The sequence below is a fragment of the Thauera humireducens genome (assembly GCF_001051995.2).
Classification (GTDB): Bacteria; Pseudomonadota; Gammaproteobacteria; order Burkholderiales; family Rhodocyclaceae; genus Thauera; species Thauera humireducens.
The window spans coordinates 413,172-432,810 of record NZ_CP014646.1 but is presented as its reverse complement, the minus strand read 5'-3'; the positions used below and the strand labels follow the sequence as shown (position 1 = coordinate 432,810).

Annotated in this window: 16 protein-coding genes; 6 read left to right on the top strand and 10 right to left on the bottom strand. The window is 65.0% G+C overall.

Translation table 11 applies throughout. The annotated features are described in order from the left end of the window. Positions 1-18: 18 nt before the first annotated feature. The 6 genes from greA to AC731_RS02005 form a co-directional block, all read right to left on the bottom strand. Positions 19-495 carry a transcription elongation factor GreA gene (gene greA, locus AC731_RS02030; protein WP_004252992.1) on the bottom strand — a complete coding sequence of 159 codons (477 nt, stop codon included), beginning with the start codon at positions 493-495 and terminating at the stop codon, positions 19-21. Beyond that, positions 492-3,722, bottom strand: coding sequence for a carbamoyl-phosphate synthase large subunit (carB, locus tag AC731_RS02025; protein WP_048708940.1), 3,231 nt, complete (start codon positions 3,720-3,722; stop codon positions 492-494). Before carB ends, greA begins: the two co-directional genes overlap by 4 nt. 85 nt (positions 3,723-3,807) lie before the next feature. After that, entirely contained in the window at positions 3,808-4,950 is a 1,143-nt protein-coding gene (carA, locus tag AC731_RS02020) for a glutamine-hydrolyzing carbamoyl-phosphate synthase small subunit (protein WP_004252989.1), read from the bottom strand. A gap of 155 nt (positions 4,951-5,105) precedes the next feature. Continuing rightward, positions 5,106-7,145, bottom strand: coding sequence for a response regulator (locus AC731_RS02015; protein WP_237266586.1), 2,040 nt, complete (start codon positions 7,143-7,145; stop codon positions 5,106-5,108). A 128-nt stretch (positions 7,146-7,273) separates the two neighbouring features. Further along, positions 7,274-8,080 (bottom strand): 4-hydroxy-tetrahydrodipicolinate reductase, encoded by an 807-nt coding sequence (dapB, locus tag AC731_RS02010; protein WP_048708936.1) that lies wholly within the window; start codon positions 8,078-8,080, stop codon positions 7,274-7,276. 47 nt (positions 8,081-8,127) lie between these two features. Continuing rightward, positions 8,128-8,535, bottom strand: coding sequence for an outer membrane protein assembly factor BamE (locus AC731_RS02005; protein WP_004252983.1), 408 nt, complete (start codon positions 8,533-8,535; stop codon positions 8,128-8,130). A 151-nt stretch (positions 8,536-8,686) separates the two neighbouring features. On the opposite strand from AC731_RS02005, the gene fur reads away from it, so the two are divergent. Continuing rightward, the gene (gene fur / locus AC731_RS02000) at positions 8,687-9,124 is read left to right on the top strand and encodes a ferric iron uptake transcriptional regulator (RefSeq protein WP_048708933.1); all 438 of its coding nucleotides are present in this window, start codon (positions 8,687-8,689) and stop codon (positions 9,122-9,124) included. 31 nt (positions 9,125-9,155) lie between these two features. On the opposite strand, the gene recN is transcribed toward fur, so the two are convergent. Then, a complete protein-coding gene (recN, locus tag AC731_RS01995) occupies positions 9,156-10,814 on the bottom strand; it encodes a DNA repair protein RecN (protein ID WP_048708931.1) in 1,659 nt (552 codons plus the stop codon). 47 nt (positions 10,815-10,861) lie between these two features. Next, on the bottom strand, positions 10,862-11,746 hold the full coding sequence (locus tag AC731_RS01990; protein WP_048708930.1) for an NAD kinase: 885 nt from the start codon (positions 11,744-11,746) through the stop codon (positions 10,862-10,864). Positions 11,747-11,872: 126 nt separating this feature from the next. On the opposite strand from AC731_RS01990, the gene hrcA reads away from it, so the two are divergent. Both hrcA and hemH read left to right on the top strand, forming a co-directional pair. Next, complete coding sequence (gene hrcA / locus AC731_RS01985) at positions 11,873-12,901, top strand: heat-inducible transcriptional repressor HrcA (protein WP_004252974.1); 1,029 nt, start codon at positions 11,873-11,875, stop codon at positions 12,899-12,901. Positions 12,902-12,954: 53 nt separating this feature from the next. Beyond that, on the top strand, positions 12,955-14,052 hold the full coding sequence (gene hemH, locus AC731_RS01980; RefSeq protein WP_048708928.1) for a ferrochelatase: 1,098 nt from the start codon (positions 12,955-12,957) through the stop codon (positions 14,050-14,052). A gap of 1 nt (position 14,053) precedes the next feature. On the opposite strand, the gene AC731_RS01975 is transcribed toward hemH, so the two are convergent. After that, positions 14,054-15,418 carry a serine/threonine-protein kinase gene (locus AC731_RS01975; RefSeq protein WP_048708927.1) on the bottom strand — a complete coding sequence of 455 codons (1,365 nt, stop codon included), beginning with the start codon at positions 15,416-15,418 and terminating at the stop codon, positions 14,054-14,056. A gap of 187 nt (positions 15,419-15,605) precedes the next feature. On the opposite strand from AC731_RS01975, the gene AC731_RS01970 reads away from it, so the two are divergent. From AC731_RS01970 to ubiG, 3 genes are all read left to right on the top strand, one after another. Then, positions 15,606-16,925: a TRZ/ATZ family hydrolase gene (locus AC731_RS01970; RefSeq protein ID WP_048708925.1), complete on the top strand. Its 1,320-nt coding sequence runs from the start codon at positions 15,606-15,608 to the stop codon at positions 16,923-16,925. A 103-nt stretch (positions 16,926-17,028) separates the two neighbouring features. After that, positions 17,029-17,739, top strand: a complete 711-nt coding sequence (locus AC731_RS01965; protein WP_004252965.1) for an OmpA family protein — start codon at positions 17,029-17,031, stop codon at positions 17,737-17,739. A gap of 120 nt (positions 17,740-17,859) precedes the next feature. After that, positions 17,860-18,561, top strand: coding sequence for a bifunctional 2-polyprenyl-6-hydroxyphenol methylase/3-demethylubiquinol 3-O-methyltransferase UbiG (ubiG, locus tag AC731_RS01960; protein ID WP_004252963.1), 702 nt, complete (start codon positions 17,860-17,862; stop codon positions 18,559-18,561). 25 nt (positions 18,562-18,586) lie between these two features. Here ubiG and AC731_RS01955 read toward each other — a convergent pair whose 3' ends face one another. Then, on the bottom strand, positions 18,587-19,627 hold the full coding sequence (locus tag AC731_RS01955; protein ID WP_237266585.1) for a DUF475 domain-containing protein: 1,041 nt from the start codon (positions 19,625-19,627) through the stop codon (positions 18,587-18,589). Positions 19,628-19,639 lie beyond the last annotated feature (12 nt).

Genomic DNA, 19,639 nt, shown 5'->3' with positions numbered 1-19,639 from the left:
CAGACGAATACCCGACTTTCACTCGTAGCGCACGTCGAGAATTTCGTACTCGCGCACACCACCCGGCGCCTGAACTTCAGCGATGTCACCGGCGTACTTGCCGATCAGCGCGCGGGCGATCGGCGAGCTCACCGAAATCTTGCCTTCCTTGATGTCGGCCTCATCCTCGCCGACGATCTGGTAGGTCACGACCTGCCCGGACTCCATATCCTCGAGTTCCACGGTCGCGGCGAAGACGCAGCGCCCATCGGCATCGAGCAGCTTGGGATCGATGATCTGGGCGTTGGCCAGCTTGCCCTCGACCTCCATGATGCGCCCCTCGATGAAACCCTGGCGCTCCTTGGCGGCGTCGTATTCGGCATTCTCCGACAGATCGCCGTGCGAGCGCGCCTCGGCGATCGCCGCGATCACGTTCGGACGCTCCACCGTCTTCAGGCGGTGGAGTTCCTCGCGCAGCTTCTCGGCGCCAGCAACAGTCAGCGGCGTCTTGCTCATGCTGCGCCCTTCAGTTCGGCGTGCAGCGCCTGCACCGAATACACGTCCAGACCATTGGCCATGTGCCGCATGCCCATGCAGGCCGCGCGCGCACCTTCGATGGTGGTGAAGATGGTGAGCTTCGCCGCGAGCGCGCTGGTACGGATGGAGCGCGAGTCGGTGATGGCCTGCCGCTTTTCCTCGACCGTATTGATCACGAGCGAGATCTCCTCGTTCTTGATCATATCGACGATGTGCGGACGCCCCTCGTTGACCTTGTTCACCACGGTGACCGGGATACCTGCCGCCTCGATGACCGAAGCCGTGCCACGGGTGGCCACCAGTGCGAAGCCAAGCTCGTGGAGTTCCTTCGCCACCTCAACCGCCACCGGACGGTCGCTGGGCTTGACGCTGATGAAGGCATTACCGCCGGTCGGCAGCTTCACGCCCGCGCCGATCTGGCTCTTGACGAAGGCTTCGGCGAACGTACGCCCGACGCCCATGACCTCGCCGGTCGACTTCATCTCGGGCCCGAGGATCGTATCCACGCCGGGGAACTTCACGAACGGGAACACCGCTTCCTTGACCGAGTAGTACGGCGGCACGATCTCGCCGTTCACCCCCTGGCTCTCCAGGCTCTGGCCGGCCATGCAGCGTGCAGCGACCTTGGCCAGTTGCAGGGAGCAGGCCTTGGAAACGAAGGGAACGGTACGCGAAGCGCGCGGGTTCACTTCCAGCACATACACGACGGCGTTGTCGCCCTCGCCCTGGATGGCGAACTGCACGTTCATCAGACCGCAGACGTTGAGCGCACGCGCCATCGCTTCGGTCTGGCGGCGCAGTTCGTCCTGCAACTTGGCCGACAGAGTGTAGGGCGGCAGCGAGCAGGCCGAGTCGCCCGAATGCACGCCGGCCTGCTCGATGTGTTCCATGATGCCGCCGATCATGACCTGCTTGCCGTCGGACAGCGCATCGACGTCGACTTCGGTGGCGTCGTTCAGGAAGCGGTCGAGCAGCACCGGCGACTCGTTCGAGACCTTCACCGCTTCGCGCATGTAGCGCTCGAGATCCTTCTGCTCATGCACGATTTCCATCGCACGACCGCCAAGCACGTAGGACGGGCGCACCACCAGCGGATAGCCGATCTCGGCGGCCAGGCGGACCGCCTCTTCCGGCGTACGCGCGGTGCGGTTGGGCGGCTGCTTGAGGCCGAGGTCGGTCAGCAGCTTCTGGAAGCGCTCGCGGTCCTCCGCAGCGTCGATCATGTCCGGCGTGGTGCCGATGATGGGCACGCCGTTCTCTTCCAGCGCCTTCGCGCGCTTCAGCGGCGTCTGGCCGCCGAACTGCACGATCACGCCGACCGGCTTCTCGATATGCACGATCTCGAGGATGTCCTCGAGCGTGATCGGCTCGAAGTACAGGCGGTCCGAGGTGTCGTAGTCGGTCGACACGGTCTCGGGGTTGCAGTTGACCATGATGGTCTCGTAGCCGTCTTCACGCAGGGCAAGCGCGGCATGGACGCAGCAGTAGTCGAACTCGATGCCCTGGCCGATGCGGTTCGGACCGCCGCCCAGCACCATGATCTTCTTCTTGTCGGTCGGACGCGCCTCGCACTCGTCCTCGTAGGACGAATACATGTATGCGGTGGAAGTGGCGAACTCGGCCGCGCAGGTATCGACGCGCTTGAACACCGGACGCACGCCGAGCGCATGGCGATGCAGACGCACGGCAGTTTCGTCGGTGTTGAGCAGCTTCGCGAGGCGGCGATCTGAGAAGCCCTTGCGCTTGAGTTCGCGCAGTTCGGCGGCCTGCAGTGCCTTGAGCGAACGGCCGGCGAGCGCCTTCTCGGACAGCACGATGTCCTCGATCTGGGCGAGGAACCACGGATCGATCTTGGTCAGGTTGTGCACCTGTTCCTGGCTCATGCCCTCGCGGAAGGCCTGGCCGACGTACCAGATGCGCTGCGGGCCGGCGCTCGACAGTTCGTGCTCGAGGTCGGCGCTGTCCGCCTCGATCTCGTCCAGGCCATAGGCCCCCACCTCGAGGCCGCGCAGGGCCTTCTGGAAGGACTCCTGGAAGCTGCGGCCCATGGCCATGACTTCGCCCACCGACTTCATCTGGGTGGTGAGGCGGTCGTTGGCCTGCGGGAACTTCTCGAAGGCGAAGCGCGGAATCTTGGTGACGACGTAGTCGATCGAGGGCTCGAAGGACGCCGGCGTGGCGCCGCCGGTGATGTCGTTCTTGAGTTCGTCGAGCGTGTAACCCACCGCCAGCTTGGCTGCGACCTTGGCAATCGGGAAACCGGTCGCCTTCGAGGCCAGCGCCGACGAACGCGACACGCGCGGGTTCATCTCGATGACGATCATGCGACCGTCCTTCGGGTTGATGGCGAACTGCACGTTCGAGCCGCCGGTGTCGACGCCGATCTCGCGCAGCACCGCGATCGAGGCGTTGCGCATGATCTGGTATTCCTTGTCCGTCAGCGTCTGCGACGGGGCGACGGTGATCGAATCGCCGGTGTGCACGCCCATCGGATCGAGGTTCTCGATCGAGCACACGATGATGCAGTTGTCGGCGCGGTCACGCACGACTTCCATCTCGTATTCCTTCCAGCCGAGCAGCGACTCTTCGATCAGCAGCTCGTTGGTCGGGCTCGCCTCGAGGCCACGCTTGCAGATCTCGTGGAACTCTTCCATGTTGTAGGCGATGCCGCCACCGGTGCCGCCGAGCGTGAAGCTCGGGCGGATGATGACCGGAAAGCCGATGCCGCCCTGCACCTGCAGCGCCTCTTCCATGCTGTGGGCGATGCCCGAGCGCGCCGAACCGAGACCGATCTTGGTCATCGCGTCCTTGAACTTCAGGCGGTCCTCGGCCTTGTCGATCGCCTCTTCCGAGGCACCGATCAGCTCCACGCCATACTTGGTCAGCACACCGTTGCGACCGAGGTCGAGCGCGCAGTTCAGCGCGGTCTGCCCGCCCATGGTCGGCAGGATCGCGTCGGGGCGTTCCTTCTCGATGATGCGCTCGACCACCTGCCAGGTGATGGGCTCGATGTAGGTGACGTCGGCCGTCTCCGGATCCGTCATGATCGTGGCCGGATTCGAGTTCACAAGGATGACCTTGTAGCCTTCCTCGCGCAGGGCCTTGCAGGCCTGGGCGCCGGAGTAGTCGAACTCGCAGGCCTGGCCGATGACGATCGGGCCGGCGCCGATGATCAGGATGCTCTTTATGTCGTTACGTTTCGGCATTGTCTTGCCTCGATGATTCCTTGACCCGGCCTTGTGCGCCGGCGTCGAACAGTGAGGGCAGGCCCAGAGCCCGCCCGGTGCCGTGTTACTTGGCCTCTTCCATCAGCTTGATGAAGCGGTCGAACAGATAGGCGACGTCGTGCGGACCGGGGCTCGCTTCCGGGTGCCCCTGGAAGGTGAAGGCCGGCACGTCCGTGCGCGCGATACCCTGGTTGGTGCCGTCGAACAGCGAAACGTGAGTCACGCGCAGGTTGGCCGGCATCGTCGACGGATCGACGGCAAAACCGTGGTTCTGGCTAGTGATCAACACGTTGCCGGTGTCGAGGTCCTTCACCGGGTGGTTCGCACCATGGTGGCCGGTGGCCATCTTCATGGTCTTCGCCCCGGAGGCAAGCGCCAGCAGCTGATGGCCGAGGCAGATGCCGAAGGTGGGCGTGCGCGTTGCGACGATCTCGCGGATCGCCTCGATGGCGTAGTCGCAGGGCTCGGGGTCGCCGGGGCCGTTGGACAGGAACACGCCATCCGGCTTGAGCGCGAGCACGTCCTTGGCGGGCGTCTGCGCCGGCACCACGGTCAGGCGGCAGCCACGTTCAGCCAGCATGCGCAGGATGTTGAACTTGACACCGAAATCGTAGGCGACGACGTGGAAACGCGGCTCGGCCTGGTCGACGTAACCCTCGCCGAGCTTCCACTCGGCCTGCTTCCATTCGTAAGCCTCGGTCACACTCACGACCTTGGCCAGGTCCATGCCGGCCAGGCCGGGGAAGGCCCGCGCCTGCGCGATGGCTGCATCGGCGTTCAGCGTCTCGCCTTCGGCGGCGGTGACGATGCAACCCGCCTGCGCACCCTTTTCACGCAGCACACGCGTCAGCTTGCGCGTGTCGAGGCCTGCGATCGCCACGACGTTCTCGGCACGCAGGTAGGCGTCGAGACGCTGGGTCATGCGGAAATTGGACGGCAGGATCGGCAGGTCGCGAATGACCAGGCCGGCCGCATGGACGCGCGCCGACTCGACGTCTTCGACATTGACACCGGTGTTGCCGATGTGGGGATAGGTCAGCGTGACGATCTGGCGCGAATAGCTCGGGTCGGTCAGGATTTCCTGATAACCGGACATCGAGGTATTGAACACCACCTCGCCAACCGTACTGCCTACCGCACCGATACCCTTGCCGTGGAAAACCGTCCCGTCGGCAAGCGCAAGAAGGGCGGACGGGTATGCACTCACGAGTAACTCCTGGATTCAGCTTTAAAATCAGGGACTAACGAAAATTCGCGCCCCGATATGTGCAAAAAAGCGGGACGAGCCTCTGGGCCGATCCCGCTGAATAAACCGCCGAATTGTATATTTTTGGGCGAACGAAGGCAAACGGCGCCGATTCACTATGAAGGACGATAATCGGCTCGCAGCACCTTCGCCAGCCGTCTCATCTCGTCGATGAGACGGCTCGCCTCGGTCGTGGCGGCGGCGGGATCACCGTCGCGGGCCATCTGCTCTAGCGTTCCTGCCGCCTCCAGCGCACGCTGGGCACCAAACAGGCCCACGGACCCCTTGATCGAGTGCGCAAGGTCTGCGAGTCGCGTGAAATCGAGCCCGGCCGCTGCGCGCTGCAAGTCACCGACGATACGGTCGAAATCACGGAAGAACACCGCGAGCAACTGCTGCACCACCTCCTCGTCGCCCTCGAACATCTGCCGCGCCTCCTGCAGATTGGCGACAAGCCTGTCGGCCGACGGGTCGAGCTCTAGAAGGCTGCGATCGCCATAGCCGTCGTCGTCCTCGTGCCTCGGTCGCATCACCCGGTCAATCGCAGCGTGCAACGCGTCGGCACGAATCGGCTTGGAGACGTAATCGTCCATCCCCGCCTCGAGGCAGCGTTCACGGTCGCCCGCCATCGCATGCGCCGTCATGGCGATGATCGGGACGGCATGCCAGTGCCCTTGCACGATCCAGCTGCGTCGCGCCTCGCGGGCACGGATCGCCTGCGTCGCCTCGAGGCCGCCCAGGACCGGCATCTGCACGTCCATCAGGATCAGATCGAAGCGCCCCGCATCGTATGCCTCGATGGCCTCGGCGCCGTTGCCCACGATGCTCACACGGTGCCCGGCCTTTTCCAGCAGGCGGGTGACGACGGTCTGATTCACCAGGTTGTCCTCGGCGACCAGGATCGAGTATCCCTCGGAAGGCTTCTCAGCAAGCGCCGACTCGAGCAGCATCGCCGGCTCCAGCACGAAGGCCGGCGCCACCACGGGCACCTCGGCCTGCGCTTCGTGTCGGCCTTTCGCCAATTGCAGCGCCTCGAACAGGTCGCCGGCCGAGAACGGCTTCGACAGCCGCACGGGCAGGCCGAATTCCTTGCAGCGTGCCGAGTCCTCCCGCTGGGTATGGCTCGACAGCATCATGACGATGCGATCGACGCAGGGCGTCGCGTCGGCGAAACGCCTGACCAGCTCGAAACCCGCCGGCTCGGGCATGTCCGCGTCCATCAGCAGGAAGTCGAAAGGATCACGACCATCGCGCGCCGAGACGAGCGCAGCGATGACGGCTTCACCCGTCGTGGCGACGTCGGCACGGATTCCGCACTGCAGGCATACTCCGGCGAGCATGGCGGCGAAGGCTTCGTTGCGTGCGGCGATCAGCAGGCGCGCCGCGCGCAGATCGCGTGGGTCCTGCAGCGGCTCATCGGCCACCACACCCAGCGGCACGACGACCGAGAAGGTGCTACCCCGGCCCGGCTCGCTCTGCACTTCGATCAGGCCGTTCATCAACTCGATCAGGTGACGGGAAATCGTAAGCCCCAGCCCGGTACCGCCGTACTTGCGATTGGTCGACACCTCGGCCTGCGAGAACGCCTCGAAGATGCTCTCGAGCTTGGCGGCATCGATGCCGCATCCCGTATCGCGCACGCTGATGCGCAGCACCACACCGCCCGTGGTTCGTCCCTCGACGCGAACACTGACCTCGATCTCACCCCGTTCGGTGAACTTGATTGCGTTACCAACGAGGTTGGTCAGCGCCTGCCGCAGTCGCGTCGGGTCGCCACGCAATACCGACGGCACATCGGGCGCGAGATCGAAGAAGAGCTCGACACCCTTCTGGTGTGCGCGCAAGGCGAGCGCCCGGCAGGTGTCCGACACCACCAGGGCCGGCGTGAAATCGATCTCCTCCAGTTCCAGCCGCCCCGCCTCGACACGCGAAAAGTCGAGGATGTCGTTGATGATCGTGAGCAGGGTCTCGGCCGAGGACTTGACGGTCTGCACGTAGTCGCGCTGCTCACCGGAAAGTTCGGTATCGAGCAGCAGATCCGTCATGCCCAGGATGCCGTTCATCGGCGTCCGGATCTCGTGGCTCATGCTGGCAAGAAAATCGCTCTTGGCCCGGCTCGATGCCTCGGCAGCCGCCTTGGCTTCGAGCAGCTCCATTTCGCGCCGCCCACGCCCCCCGACCGCGATGCCCGAAGCCGGGAACGGTCGCCAGATCCAGCGGGGCGTTCGGGTAGCGACCGCCGCCCTGAGCTGGTCGCTACGCCGCTTGTTGTCCATACTCTCGCTCAGCGCAATCCCAGGACGTCCTGCATGTCGAACAACCCCTTGCTGCGTCCTTGCAGGAAGCGCGCGGCCCTCAGCGAACCCAGCGCATAGGGCATGCGACTGCCCGACTTGTGGGTGATTTCGATCCGCTCGCCGATGCCGGCGAACAGGACGGTGTGATCCCCCACGACGTCGCCGCCGCGAATCGTCGAGAAGCCGATGGTTTCGGCCCGACGCTCGCCAGTGTGGCCTTCCCGTCCGTAGATCGCGCACTCGTCGAGATCGCGTCCGAGTTCGCGCGCCACCACCTCGCCCATGCGCAGCGCGGTACCCGACGGGGCATCGACCTTGAAGCGGTGATGCGCCTCGATGACTTCGACGTCATAGCCCTCGGACAGGATGCGCGCCGCCACCTCGAGCAGCTTGAAGACCGCGTTGACCCCCACCGCCATGTTGGGCGCGAACACCACCGGAATGTCCTCGGCCGCTTCCGCAATCGCTGCCTTGCCGGCCGCATCGAAGCCGGTGGTACCGATCACCATGGCCTTGCCCAGCTCGCGTGCGATCGCGAGATGCTCGAGCGTGCCTTCCGGCCGCGTGAAGTCAATCACGCAGTCGGCGGCTGCGATCGCGGCACGCACGTCGTCGACGATCGCGACACCGCTTGCCACGCCGGCCATCTCGCCCGCATCACGCCCGACGAAGGGCGTACCGGCACGATCGAAAGCCGCGCCGAGGCGGATCCCTTCGGCTGCCAGCGCAGCCTCGATCAGCATCCTGCCCATACGGCCGGAAGCGCCGGCGATCGCAACACGAATATCAGACATCGAATCCCGTCCTAGAAATCTTGGCCCCGCCCAAGCGGGGCGATGAATCACTTGTCGGCGGACGCCGGAACCTCGACCACGCGGCTGCGCTCGACAGCGGCTGCCGGCGCCGAATCACTGGCTGCCTGCACGTCGCCCTCGACGCGATCCAGACGATCGTCGACGAAATACACGGAAATGACGCGCTGCTCGGCCTGACCGGAGCCCGGCAGGTAACGGTAGACGTAGTCCCAGCGGTCCTTGCGGAACAGGTCGACGACCAGCGGCGAACCGAGCACGAAACGCACTTGATCGCGCGTCATGCCGCGCTTGAGCTGGGCCACCATGTCCTGGTCCACATAGTTGCCCTGGCGAACATCGATACGGTAAGGATTGACGACACCGACCACGGAGTCGAAGGAGCAGCCGGAAATCAGGCTTGCGGCGAGAAGAGCTGCTGGCAGGTAGGGGCGCATGTAGAAAGGTGTCGAGGAGCGTGCGCACGGGGTGCGCGGTTCTCAGGAAAGGGCAAAAAATATAACATAGGGTGACATTACAGGGCGTGCAGACTCGCACGCGCGCCCATACAACGCACATGCGCCAACCCCCACCCATCGAGCCGCCGCCATGACCGACAATTCCAAGAACCTGAAAAGCATCGGCCTCAAGGCGACCTACCCGCGCCTGAAGATCCTCGACCTTTTTCAGAGTTCAGATCAACGCCACCTCACCGCCGAAGACGTCTATCGCTCACTGATGAACGAGGGCATGGACATCGGCCTGGCGACCGTTTACCGAGTGCTGACGCAGTTCGAACAGGCGGGCCTGCTCGAGCGCCACTATTTCGAATCCGGCAAGGCCGTGTTCGAACTCAATGAAGGCGGTCACCACGACCACCTCGTGTGCATGCAGTGCGGCAAGGTCGAGGAGTTCTACGACCCCGAGATCGAACGCCGGCAGAATGCCATCGCCAAGGAACGCGGCTTCTCGTTGCGCGAGCATGCGCTGTACCTGTATGCCGACTGCACCCGCGAGAACTGCCCGGACCGTCCTGCCGAAAGCTGAATACTGAGCCGGAGCCGCCAGGCTCGCTGACCTAACCGCGCTGCCCGAGCATTTCGGCAGCGTGCTCGCGCGTGGTGCTGGTGATGTTGACGCCGCCCAGCATGCGCGCGATCTCTTCCACGCGCCCCTCGCGATCGAGCGGCGTGACCTCGCTGACCGTCTCGCCTGCCTGCTCGCGCTTTGCGATGCGCCACTGCCAGTCGGCGCAGGCAGCGACCTGCGGCAGGTGTGTCACGCACATGACCTGTCGGCCCTCGCCCAGACGGGCAAGCAACTTGCCGACGATCTCGGCCACCCGCCCGCCGATGCCGACATCGACCTCGTCGAAGATCAGCGTCGGCGTCTCCGAGGCACGGCTGGTCATCACCTGGATCGCCAGCCCGATCCGGGACAATTCGCCGCCCGACGCCACCTTGGCCAGGCTGCGCAAGGTCTGCCCCGGGTTGGCCGCCACGCGGAACTCGACACTCTCCACGCCAAACGCACCGGGCTCGCAGCGCTCGAGGGCAACCTCGAAGCGCCCGCCCGCCATCGCCAGCGTCTGCATCGCCTCGGTGATCTCATGCGACAGCACCTCGGCCGCGGGCCGCCGCGCGGCCGACAGACGCTCGGCGGCCGCATCGTAGTCCCTGCGCGCGCGCGCCTCGTCCGCCGCCAGCCGCTCGGGATCCGCGCTCGCCTCGAGGGTCTCGAGCCGCGCCTTCCACTGCTCGCGCAGTTCGGGCAGCACATCCACCCCGACCCGGTACTTGCGCGCCATGTCGGTCACCGCCGCGATGCGGCGCTCGATTTCGTTGAGGCGCTGCGGATCGAGATCGAGCCGGTCACGATAGCGACGCAGCGCATGGAGCGCCTCGTCCGCCTGGATGGCCGCTGACGCCAGCAGTTCGCGCACGTCGCCCAGGGCCGGGTCGATGTCGGCCAGCGACGCGATGCGCGCGTCGAGGTGGCGCAACACCGAGCACACGGCCAGTTCGCCCTCGCCCAGCGTATCGAGCGTTTCGTCGGCGCCTTCCATCAGGCTGGCGGCATGCGCCAGGCGCCCATGCTCGGCGTTGATCTCGGCCCATTCGTCCGCATCGAATGCGAGTTCATCCAGCTCCTGCAACTGCCAGGCGAGCAGTTCGCGCTCGCGCGCGGAACTGGCGGAGTCGTTCTCGGCTTCCAGTCGCAGTCGGGCAAGGCGCTGCCAGTCGCGATAGCGCGCTCCGACCTCGGCGACGAGCGCCTCGGCGCCGGCCTGGGCATCGAGCAGGACGCGCTGCGCATCGGCGCGCAGCAGCGCGTGATGCGCGTGCTGGCCATGGATGTCGGCCAGCCATTCCCCCGCCGCACGCAGCTGCGCCAGCGTCACGACGACACCGTTGATCCACGCGCGGCTGCGGCCGCTGACGTCGATGGTCCGCCGCAGCAGCACGCAGCCCTCCTCCACCGGCAGCGCCTGCTCACCCAGCCACGCCCGCAGGCCACCGCCTTCGGGCAGGTCGAACTCGGCGATCACGTCAGCGCGCTCCCGCCCCACGCGTACCATGCCGGCCTCGCCACGCCCGCCCAACGCCAGTCCCAGCGCGTCGAGCAGGATGGACTTGCCTGCGCCGGTCTCGCCGGTCAGGGCGCCGAAGCCGGAACCAAAGTCGAGCTCGAGTTGATCGACGATGACGAAATCGCGAATGGAGAGGCTTCTCAGCATGGCAGACGAACGGAATTGGGAGGACGGACCGCCGGCGCGGCACGGGTTCAGTTGTGGCGCGGCGTGGCGCTCCAGTGGAGCTTTTCGCGCAGCATCGCAAAGTAGCTGTAGCTTTCCGGATGCAGCAGTCGCAGCGACTGCGCCGAGCGCGTCATGCGCACGACGTCACCGGCGCGCAGATCGAAGCGCGCCTGGCCATCGAAGTGCACGCGCGCGTCCTGCGGCGGCAGCAGTTCGATGTCGATACGGCAATGGTCGGGCAGCGTGATCGGCCGCGCCGTCAGCGCGTGCGGACACAAGGGCACCAGCGCGATGCCCCCCACGCTGGGATGAAGAATCGGCCCGTTGGCGGACATCGCATACGCGGTGGAGCCGGTCGGCGTCGAGACGATCATGCCGTCCGACCGCTGCGTGTAGACGTATTCGCCATCGATCGACAGATCGAACTCGATCATCCGCCCGAGATCGCCCTTGTTGACCACGACGTCGTTGAGCGCCAGCGTGTGAAAGACCCGAGTACCGCCGCGCAGCACCTCGGCATCGAGCATGAATCGGGACTCTTCCGTGTAGCGCCCCGCGATGATCTCCCCGAGACCCCGCTGCGCGTCATTGAGCGCGATGTCGGTCAGGAAGCCGAGGCGCCCGAGGTTGACACCCGCCAGAGGCACGCCGTATTCGACGAGTCGGCGTGCGGTATGCAGCATCGTGCCGTCGCCGCCGATGACCACGGCAAGGTCGGCCTCGCCACCAATGTGCTCGTAGCTCGCGACGGGAAAATCTCCCGCGCCGCCGATGGAACTCGCCGTTCCCTGCTCGATCCACACCATCAGCCCGCTTTCGCGCAGGAAGCGGGCGATCGCCATCACCGACTCGGCGACGTCCGGACTCTGGTATTTGCCGACGAGGGCAAGGTTCCTGAATTTGGCATTCATGGAGGCGGATTAAACCATAACCGGACAGCCCCTTGGCGCCGCTGCGGGCGGCGCTTGCACGAGCGCTGCCCTACTGGCCACCCGCGCCCCACTCTCATAGAATCCGGGCTATATTCCCTGTCAGCCATGAATTCGCTCGACGCCCGCTCCCAGATCCTGCTGAAGACCCTGATCGAACGCTACATCGTGGACGGCCAGCCGGTTGGTTCGCGCGCCCTGTCACGCTTTTCCGGACTGGAGCTGTCGCCAGCCACGGTGCGCAACGTGATGAGCGACCTCGAGGAGATGGGTCTGATCGCCAGCCCGCATACGTCGGCAGGGCGCATCCCGACGCCTTTGGGCTATCGCTTCTTTGTCGATGCCCTGCTGACCGTACAGCCGCTCGAGACCGCCCGCGTCCGCGAGCTGAAAGGGCAGCTCCAGCCCGACCAGCCTCAGCGCCTGATCAACTCGGCCTCTCACCTGCTGTCGAACCTCACGCAGTTCGCCGGCGTGGTCGTGGCGCCGCGCAAGGACGCCGTGCGCATCCGCCAGTTCGAGTTCATCAGCCTGTCCGAAAACCGCATCCTGCTGATCATCGTCACCACGGCGGGTGACGTGCAGAACCGCATCCTGCTGACGCGCCGCGCCTACAATGCGGGCGAACTGAGCGGCGCGGCGAGCTACCTCAACGAACACTTCGCCGGGCTGTCCTTCAACGAGATCCGTCGCCGGCTTGCCGACGAACTGCGTCAGCTGCGCAGCGACATGACCGAGCTGATGACCGCCACGGTGGATGCCGGCAGCGAAGCCGCCGAAGAGACTGCCACCAGCTACGTCATCTCGGGTGAAACCAACCTGCTAGACGTCGAGGACCTGTCCTCGAACATGTCGCGCCTGCGCGAGCTGTTCAAGCTTTTCGAACAGCGCACCGGACTGATGCAATTGCTCGAGCTTTCGAACCGGGCCGAAGGCGTGCAGATCTTCATCGGCGGCGAATCGGGCCTGGCTCCGCTCGATGGCTGCAGCGTCGTTACCGCGCCGTACGAGGTCGACGGCCAGGTCGTGGGCTCGGTCGGCGTCATCGGCCCGACGCGCATGGCCTACGACCGCGTCATCCCCATCGTCGACATCACCGCACGGCTCTTGTCGAACGCCCTGTCCGCAAACGCCTGACCTGCCGGCGCGCATGACGCGACCGGCACTGGAACCACCGCTCAAGGACCCCAATGGCTCGCTACTGGCCCGAACCCGCCTACCAACACGGCACCGCGGCACGCACCGGTGTGCTCCTCGTGAATCTCGGCACGCCCGAAGCCCCGACAGCCGCCGCGCTGCGGCCCTATCTCAAGCAGTTCCTGTCCGACCCCCGCGTCGTCGAGATTCCCCGACTCGTGTGGTGGCCGATCCTGAACGGCATCATCCTCAACACCCGCCCGGCCGCATCGGCCAAGAAGTACGCCAGCGTGTGGATGAACGAGGGCTCGCCGCTGAAGGTGCACACCGAGCGCCAGGCCAAGTTGCTCGCCGGCTACCTGACCAAGGCCGGCCACCCGGATCTCGACATCGATTTCGCGATGCGCTATGGCTCGCCGTCCATCGCCGACCGCCTGCAGGCGATGCGCGCACGCGGCTGCAGCCGCATTCTGGTCGTGCCGCTCTATCCGCAATACTCGGCGAGCACCACCGCGACGGTGGTCGACGAGGTTTCGCGCTGCATGGGCCACATGCGCAACCAGCCGGAACTGCGCTTCGTGCGAAACTTTCACGACGATCCCGGCTACATTGAGGCCCTGGCCCGCAGCGTGCGTGACCACTGGATGAAGAACGGCGAACCGGATCGGCTGGTCATGAGCTTTCACGGTGTGCCGCGCCGCTCGCTCGACCTCGGCGACCCCTATCACTGCGAGTGCCACAAGACCGGCCGGTTGCTCGCCGAGGCGCTCGGCCTGCCGCGCGAACGCGCGCTGGTCACGTTCCAGTCGCGCTTCGGCAAGGCGGAATGGCTCAAGCCCTATACCCAACCCACGCTCGAGGCGCTGGCTGCGCAAGGCGTCGGGCGCGTCGACGTGATCTGCCCCGGCTTCGTCGCGGACTGCCTGGAGACGCTGGAGGAAATCGCCATGGAGTGCCGCGAGGCCTTCCTCGAGCACGGCGGCAAGGAATTCCACTACATCCCTTGCCTCAACGAGAACCACGAGTGGATCGATGCGCTGACCCGCCTGAGCATCGCACACCTCGGAAACTGGCTCGAAATCGGGCGCCCGGACGAGGCTTCGCTGGCCGCAGCCCGCAGTCGCGCCATGGAAAAGGGTGCGACGCGCTGAGTCAGTTGTCGATCAACTGCAGGTCAAGACCGCCCGTTGACGTGAATTCTCCACGCACCGCTGGCGGTCCGTCTTCCGACATCCGTTTCGCCAGCTGAGCCATGCGACGCACGATCACGGTGGTCAGCTGGCGCCGGAAGCGCTCGAGCACTTCTTCGCTGGCCAGCGCGAGCGCCGACGGATTGATCTCGAGGTAGGTCAGTGGCGTCAGCGACACCACCGACATCGAATGCTTGTGCTCGAGGTGATCGAGCCAGGCCTGGGCGCCGAAGACTTCACCATGTCCCAGTTCCATGACCTTGCGTCCATCGACGGACAGCTCCACGCTGCCGTCGAGCACGATGCCGAAGCGTTGATCCGTGCCGCCTTCCCGGACCAGCGTCACGTGCTTGTCGACCTTGCGCCAGCTGCAGATGCGCAGCACTTCCCACAGCTCGACATCCTCGAACTCGGTGAAGAAAGCCACCTTGCGCAAGCGCGCGAAGCGGCTGGTGTCGGGCGGCACGTAGCTGTCGTCCAGGATCTTGTAGCGCACCGCGGCGAGATCCTTCGCAAACTCCGCACCATTGCGATAACGCGAGTAAAGGTCCTTCTCCAGCGCCTTGCGGATCACCGCATCCATCTGCTCGGGCACGTCCGGGTTGAGCTGTGATACGGAAGGCGGATCCGCGTTGATGATCTTGTAGACCAGCTGCGCGGGGTTGCTGGCGCGGAACGGCAGGCGCCCGGTCAACAGGTGGAACAGCAGGACGCCGAGCGAGTACAGGTCGGTCTTCTGGTTGAGCGGATAGCCCTTGATCTGCTCCGGGCTCATGTAGGCCGGCGAGCCGACCCCCATGATGAAGGTCGAATCGGTGTCCACCTTCTTGTTGATGTTCATCGCCAGGCCGAAGTCGGTGATCTTCACGTTGTCCTGATCATCGACAAGGATGTTCGCCGGCTTGATGTCCCGGTGCACGATGCCCTGCCGATAGGCATGATCGAGCGCCATGCAGCACTTGAACACGATGCCGATGGTGCGATGGATCGGCAGCAGGTTCTCGAAGCTGCAGTAGCGTTCGAGCGAGCCGCCGGGAAAATACTCCATCACCACGTAGGCCTGCGTGGTCTCGATCGACGCGTCGAAGATGCGGATGATGTTCGGATGGTTCAGGCGGCTCGACACCGCCTCCTCGGCCTTCAGCAGCTTCAGCAGGCGACGGTTCCACTTCGCCTCGTCCTTGATCTTGTCGTCGAAGCGGACGTGCTTGAGCGCAACGGGCTCGGGATAGTCGGGGCTCTCCGCCAGATAGACGATCGCCGTCGCACCGCGTCCGATCTCGCGCACGATCCTGTACTTGCCGATCCTGTCCGGGGTTTCGCTCATTGCGATCGAGACGGCGATCAGACACCGCCGTTTTGCTTAGAAGTCGCCTGATTGTGGCACGAAGTCGCGCCCGCCGGCACTGCGTTCCAGCGGGCGCGGGCATGTCTCGATTGTTCCACGCACAGCGGCATGCCTACAATCGACCACCCCCGCAGCCTGCCGTGCTGCGCCGCCCCAGGAGCTGCGCTTGAGCGAACCCATCGACCTGCTGATTCACCCGCGCTGGACCATCACCGTCGAACCGGCCGGTGCGCCCCTCGAGGACCACGCGGTCGCCATCCGCGACGGCCGCATCATCGCCGTCCTGCCCATGGACGAAGCCCGTCTTCGATTCCAGCCGGGCGAGACGGTCGAACTACCGCAACACGTCCTGATACCCGGGCTGGTCAATCTCCATGCGCACGCGGCAATGAACCTCATGCGCGGGATCGCCGACGACCTGCCGCTCATGCGCTGGCTGCGGGAAGCGATCTGGCCGGCGGAGAGCCGGCACGTATCCGCCGCCTTCGTGCGCGACGGCACCCTGCTCGCGGCAGCCGAAATGTTGCGGGGCGGCATCACGACCTGCAACGACATGTACTTCTATCCCGGCGCAGCGGCCGAAGCGTTTGCCGAGGCGGGAATGCGGGCCGTCGTCGGCATCGTGGTGCTCGACTTCCCCACGCCGTGGGCGAGCGATGCGGACGACTATCTGCGCAAGGGACTGGAGACACGCGATCGCTTTGCCAAGCATCCCCTGCTGTCCTTTTCCGTGGCGCCTCACGCGCCCTATACGGTGTCCGATGCGGCTTTCGAGCGCGTACGCGCACTGGCGGATGAGCTCGACACAGGCATTCACATCCATGTTCATGAAACGGAGACCGAGATCCATGAGTCGCTGGCGACCCACGGCGTGCGCCCCCTCGCCCGCCTGGCCCGCCTGGGCGTGCTCGGCGAGAACACGATCGGCGTGCACGCGGTGCATCTCGCCGACATGGACGTCGAACTGCTCGCCCGACATGGCTGCAGCGTCGCGCATTGCCCCACATCGAACATGAAATTGGGCAGCGGCATCGCACCCGTCACGCGCCTGCTCGAGGCCGGGATACGCGTCGGCCTCGGCACCGACGGCGCCGCGAGCAACAACCGCGTCGACCTTTTCCAGGAAATGCGACACGCGGCCCTGCTGGCCAAGGTCGCAAGCCTGGACGCTGGCGCCCTTCCCGCGCACCGTGTGTTGGCAATGGCCACGATCGACGGTGCACGGGCGCTCGGCATGGAAGCACTGATCGGTTCGATCACGCCGGGCAAGCAGGCCGATCTGTGTGCCGTCGACCTCGGTGGCCTTTTTACGCAACCGTGCTTCGACCCCGTCTCCCACCTCGTGTATTCGGCGGGTCGCGAACACGTCACACATGTGTGGGTAAATGGCGAACTCCGCGTGAACAAAGGCGTTCCGCTGTTGCATATTCACGACAAAGAATTGCTCAGGATCGCAGCGCTATGGCACACTAAGCTCGCTAATTGAACTGGATACAGTCGTTCAATATCGACGCGAATTCAGCTTCACGGCTGCTTTCACTTTCCGTTGCAGTGGTAAATCCGGCGACTCGCCCTTCAAAGAGGAAACCATGATCAAACAAACCAAGAAGCAGATGTTCATGCTGGCCGCCATCGCCTCGATCGGCTTGTCCGCTCCCAGCGCCTACGCGCAAGTCAAGGATGTCGTGGTCGACGGCAAGGGCGAAATCCCCTACGTCATCGATGCACGCAACGTCGTTGCCCGCAGCGGTACCGGCCTGTGCTGGCGCACTGGCTACTGGTCGCCGGCTGCCGCCTCGACCGCCATGGCCGGCCAGTTCCCGGTTGGCTGCGAGTGCGACAGCGACATCGTCGCCAAGGACAAGTGCGTTGCGCCGGTCGCTGCTGCCAAGCCGGCCCCCGCTCCTGCACCCAAGCCCACCGCTGACAAGATCAAGCTGGCTGCCGACGCCCTGTTCGACTTCGACAAAGCCACGCTGAAGCCGGAAGGCCGCGCCAAGCTGGACGACCTGGCCGCCAAGTCGAAGCAGCTGAAGCTGGAAGTCATCCTGGCTGTCGGCCACACCGACCGTCTGGGTTCGGATGCCTACAACCAGAAGCTGTCCGAGCGTCGCGCTGCCGCCGTGAAGACCTACCTGGTGTCGAAGGGCGTCGAAGCCAACCGCGTCTACACCGAAGGCAAGGGCGAGAAGCAGCCCGTTACCGGCAACAAGTGCGACAACGTGAAGAACCGCAAGGCTCTGATCGAGTGCCTGCAGCCGGATCGCCGCGTGGAAGTCGAAGTCATCGGCTCCAAGTAATCGGTTTTCCGATGCGCGAAAAGCCCTGCTTCGGCGGGGCTTTTTGTTTTTTGGAGTGCCGGATCGAAACGCACGACGATTCACGTGGTCTCATTCAACCAATCCCCCGGACGACAGACGATGAGTGCAATCAACGCCGACCCTGCCGAACTGCAGAAATTCAGTGAGCTCGCCCACCGCTGGTGGGATCCCGCATCCGAGTTCAAGCCGCTGCACGAGATCAACCCGCTCCGCCTGGGCTGGATCAACGGAAAAGCCGACCTCGCCGGCAAGACGGTGCTGGACGTCGGCTGCGGCGGCGGCATCCTGGCCGAAGGCATGGCTTCCGTCGGCGCCCGCGTCACCGGGATCGACCTGTCGGAGAAGGCGCTCAGCGTTGCACGCCTGCATCTGTTCGAGAGCGGCCACAGCGTCGATTACCGGCTGGTGAGCGCGGAAGCCTTCGCCGAGGAGATGCCGGGCCATTTCGATGTCGTGACCTGCATGGAAATGCTCGAGCACGTTCCCGATCCCGCCAGCACGATTGCCGCCTGCGCGCGCCTGGTCAAACCGGGCGGACACGTCTTCTTCTCGACGATCAACCGCAATCTCAAGGCGTATGTGCTGGCCATCATCGGTGCGGAATACGTGCTGAACATGCTGCCGCGCGGCACGCACGAATACGCCAAGTTCCTCAAGCCGTCCGAGCTCGGCCGTTACTGCCGCAATGCCGGCCTCGACACGCACGAACTGATCGGGATGAGCTACAACCCGCTCACCAAGGTCTATTCGCTGGGCCGCGATACCGACGTGAACTACCTGCTGCACACCCGCCGCGGCTGACGCCGCCGCCGGCGGCGGGCCGCGCTCAGGCGATGGCCCGCCGGTGGCGCAACGAACTCCAGAACGCCGCACCGATCAGCACGGCGCCGACCAGGCCGGTAAAGACCTCGGGGATGTGGACGTGCACACCGATGAACATCACCGCCGCCAGCGCGCCGATCGCCCAGAATGCGCCGTGCTCGAGGAAGCGGTAGGCGTTGAGTGTCTCTCGATAGACCAGCATGAGCGTGAATGAGCGCACGAACATCGCGCCTACGCCCAGGCCGATCGCGATGATCGGCAGGCTGTTCGTCAGCGCAAAGGCGCCGATCACACCGTCGAAGCTGAACGACGCATCGAGCAACTCCAGGTACATGAAGCCGGCGAAACCGGTCTTGGCCACGACCTTGCCGCCCTCGCCCTCCTCGCCGCCCAGGATCGCCCCCAGACCGTCAGCGATGATGTAGGTGATCAGCCCCCACACACCGGCGACAACGAACTCCACGCGCTTCGTGTCGCTCTCCAGGTAGGCGGCGCTGCTCAGGATCGCCAACAGCGTGAGCAGGATCTGCGCGGCTTCGAGTCGTCCCAGCTTGGTCAGCGGCTCCTCGAGGATCTGCAGCCAGTGCAAGTCCTTGTTGCTGTCGACGAAGAACTTGAGGAAGACCATTGCCAGGAAGGCGCCACCGAAGGCGGCGATCTCGTGGTGGGCGGACAGCAGGATGCGCGCGTATTCGGCTTCATCGAACAGCGCGAGGTCGATGACCGCCATCGGCCCCATGTCGGCCACGACACCGACGATGGCGAGCGGAAACACGATGCGCATGCCGAACACGGCGATCAGGATGCCCCACAGCAGGAAACGCTGGCGCCACTTCTCGTCCATGTGCTTGAGGACCGTGGCATTCACCACCGCGTTGTCGAAGGACAACGAGGTCTCGAGAATGGCGAGCACGACAACGATGAAGGCGCCGGACCACCCCGCCAGCAGAAAACCACCGATGACGCCCAGAATGGTGACGAGGATGGACCACTTGAAATAGCCGAGATCTTGCATGTGCAGCCAGGAAAGGATGAAGGCCGGCAATACGTCCGGCCT

What these genes read in the sequence shown, in the direction of transcription:
- greA (WP_004252992.1), bottom strand. Translation starts at nt 495, where the DNA reads ATGAGCAAGACGCCGCTGACTGTTGCTGGCGCCGAGAAGCTGCGCGAG.
- carB (WP_048708940.1), bottom strand. Translation starts at nt 3,722, where the DNA reads ATGCCGAAACGTAACGACATAAAGAGCATCCTGATCATCGGCGCCGGC.
- AC731_RS02015 (WP_237266586.1), bottom strand. Translation starts at nt 7,145, where the DNA reads ATGGAGCTGCTCGAAGCCAAGGCGGCTGCCGAGGCATCGAGCCGGGCC.
- dapB (WP_048708936.1), bottom strand. Translation starts at nt 8,080, where the DNA reads ATGTCTGATATTCGTGTTGCGATCGCCGGCGCTTCCGGCCGTATGGGC.
- AC731_RS02005 (WP_004252983.1), bottom strand. Translation starts at nt 8,535, where the DNA reads ATGCGCCCCTACCTGCCAGCAGCTCTTCTCGCCGCAAGCCTGATTTCC.
- fur (WP_048708933.1), top strand. Translation starts at nt 8,687, where the DNA reads ATGACCGACAATTCCAAGAACCTGAAAAGCATCGGCCTCAAGGCGACC.
- recN (WP_048708931.1), bottom strand. Translation starts at nt 10,814, where the DNA reads ATGCTGAGAAGCCTCTCCATTCGCGATTTCGTCATCGTCGATCAACTC.
- AC731_RS01990 (WP_048708930.1), bottom strand. Translation starts at nt 11,746, where the DNA reads ATGAATGCCAAATTCAGGAACCTTGCCCTCGTCGGCAAATACCAGAGT.
- hrcA (WP_004252974.1), top strand. Translation starts at nt 11,873, where the DNA reads ATGAATTCGCTCGACGCCCGCTCCCAGATCCTGCTGAAGACCCTGATC.
- hemH (WP_048708928.1), top strand. Translation starts at nt 12,955, where the DNA reads ATGGCTCGCTACTGGCCCGAACCCGCCTACCAACACGGCACCGCGGCA.
- AC731_RS01975 (WP_048708927.1), bottom strand. Translation starts at nt 15,418, where the DNA reads ATGAGCGAAACCCCGGACAGGATCGGCAAGTACAGGATCGTGCGCGAG.
- AC731_RS01965 (WP_004252965.1), top strand. Translation starts at nt 17,029, where the DNA reads ATGATCAAACAAACCAAGAAGCAGATGTTCATGCTGGCCGCCATCGCC.
- ubiG (WP_004252963.1), top strand. Translation starts at nt 17,860, where the DNA reads ATGAGTGCAATCAACGCCGACCCTGCCGAACTGCAGAAATTCAGTGAG.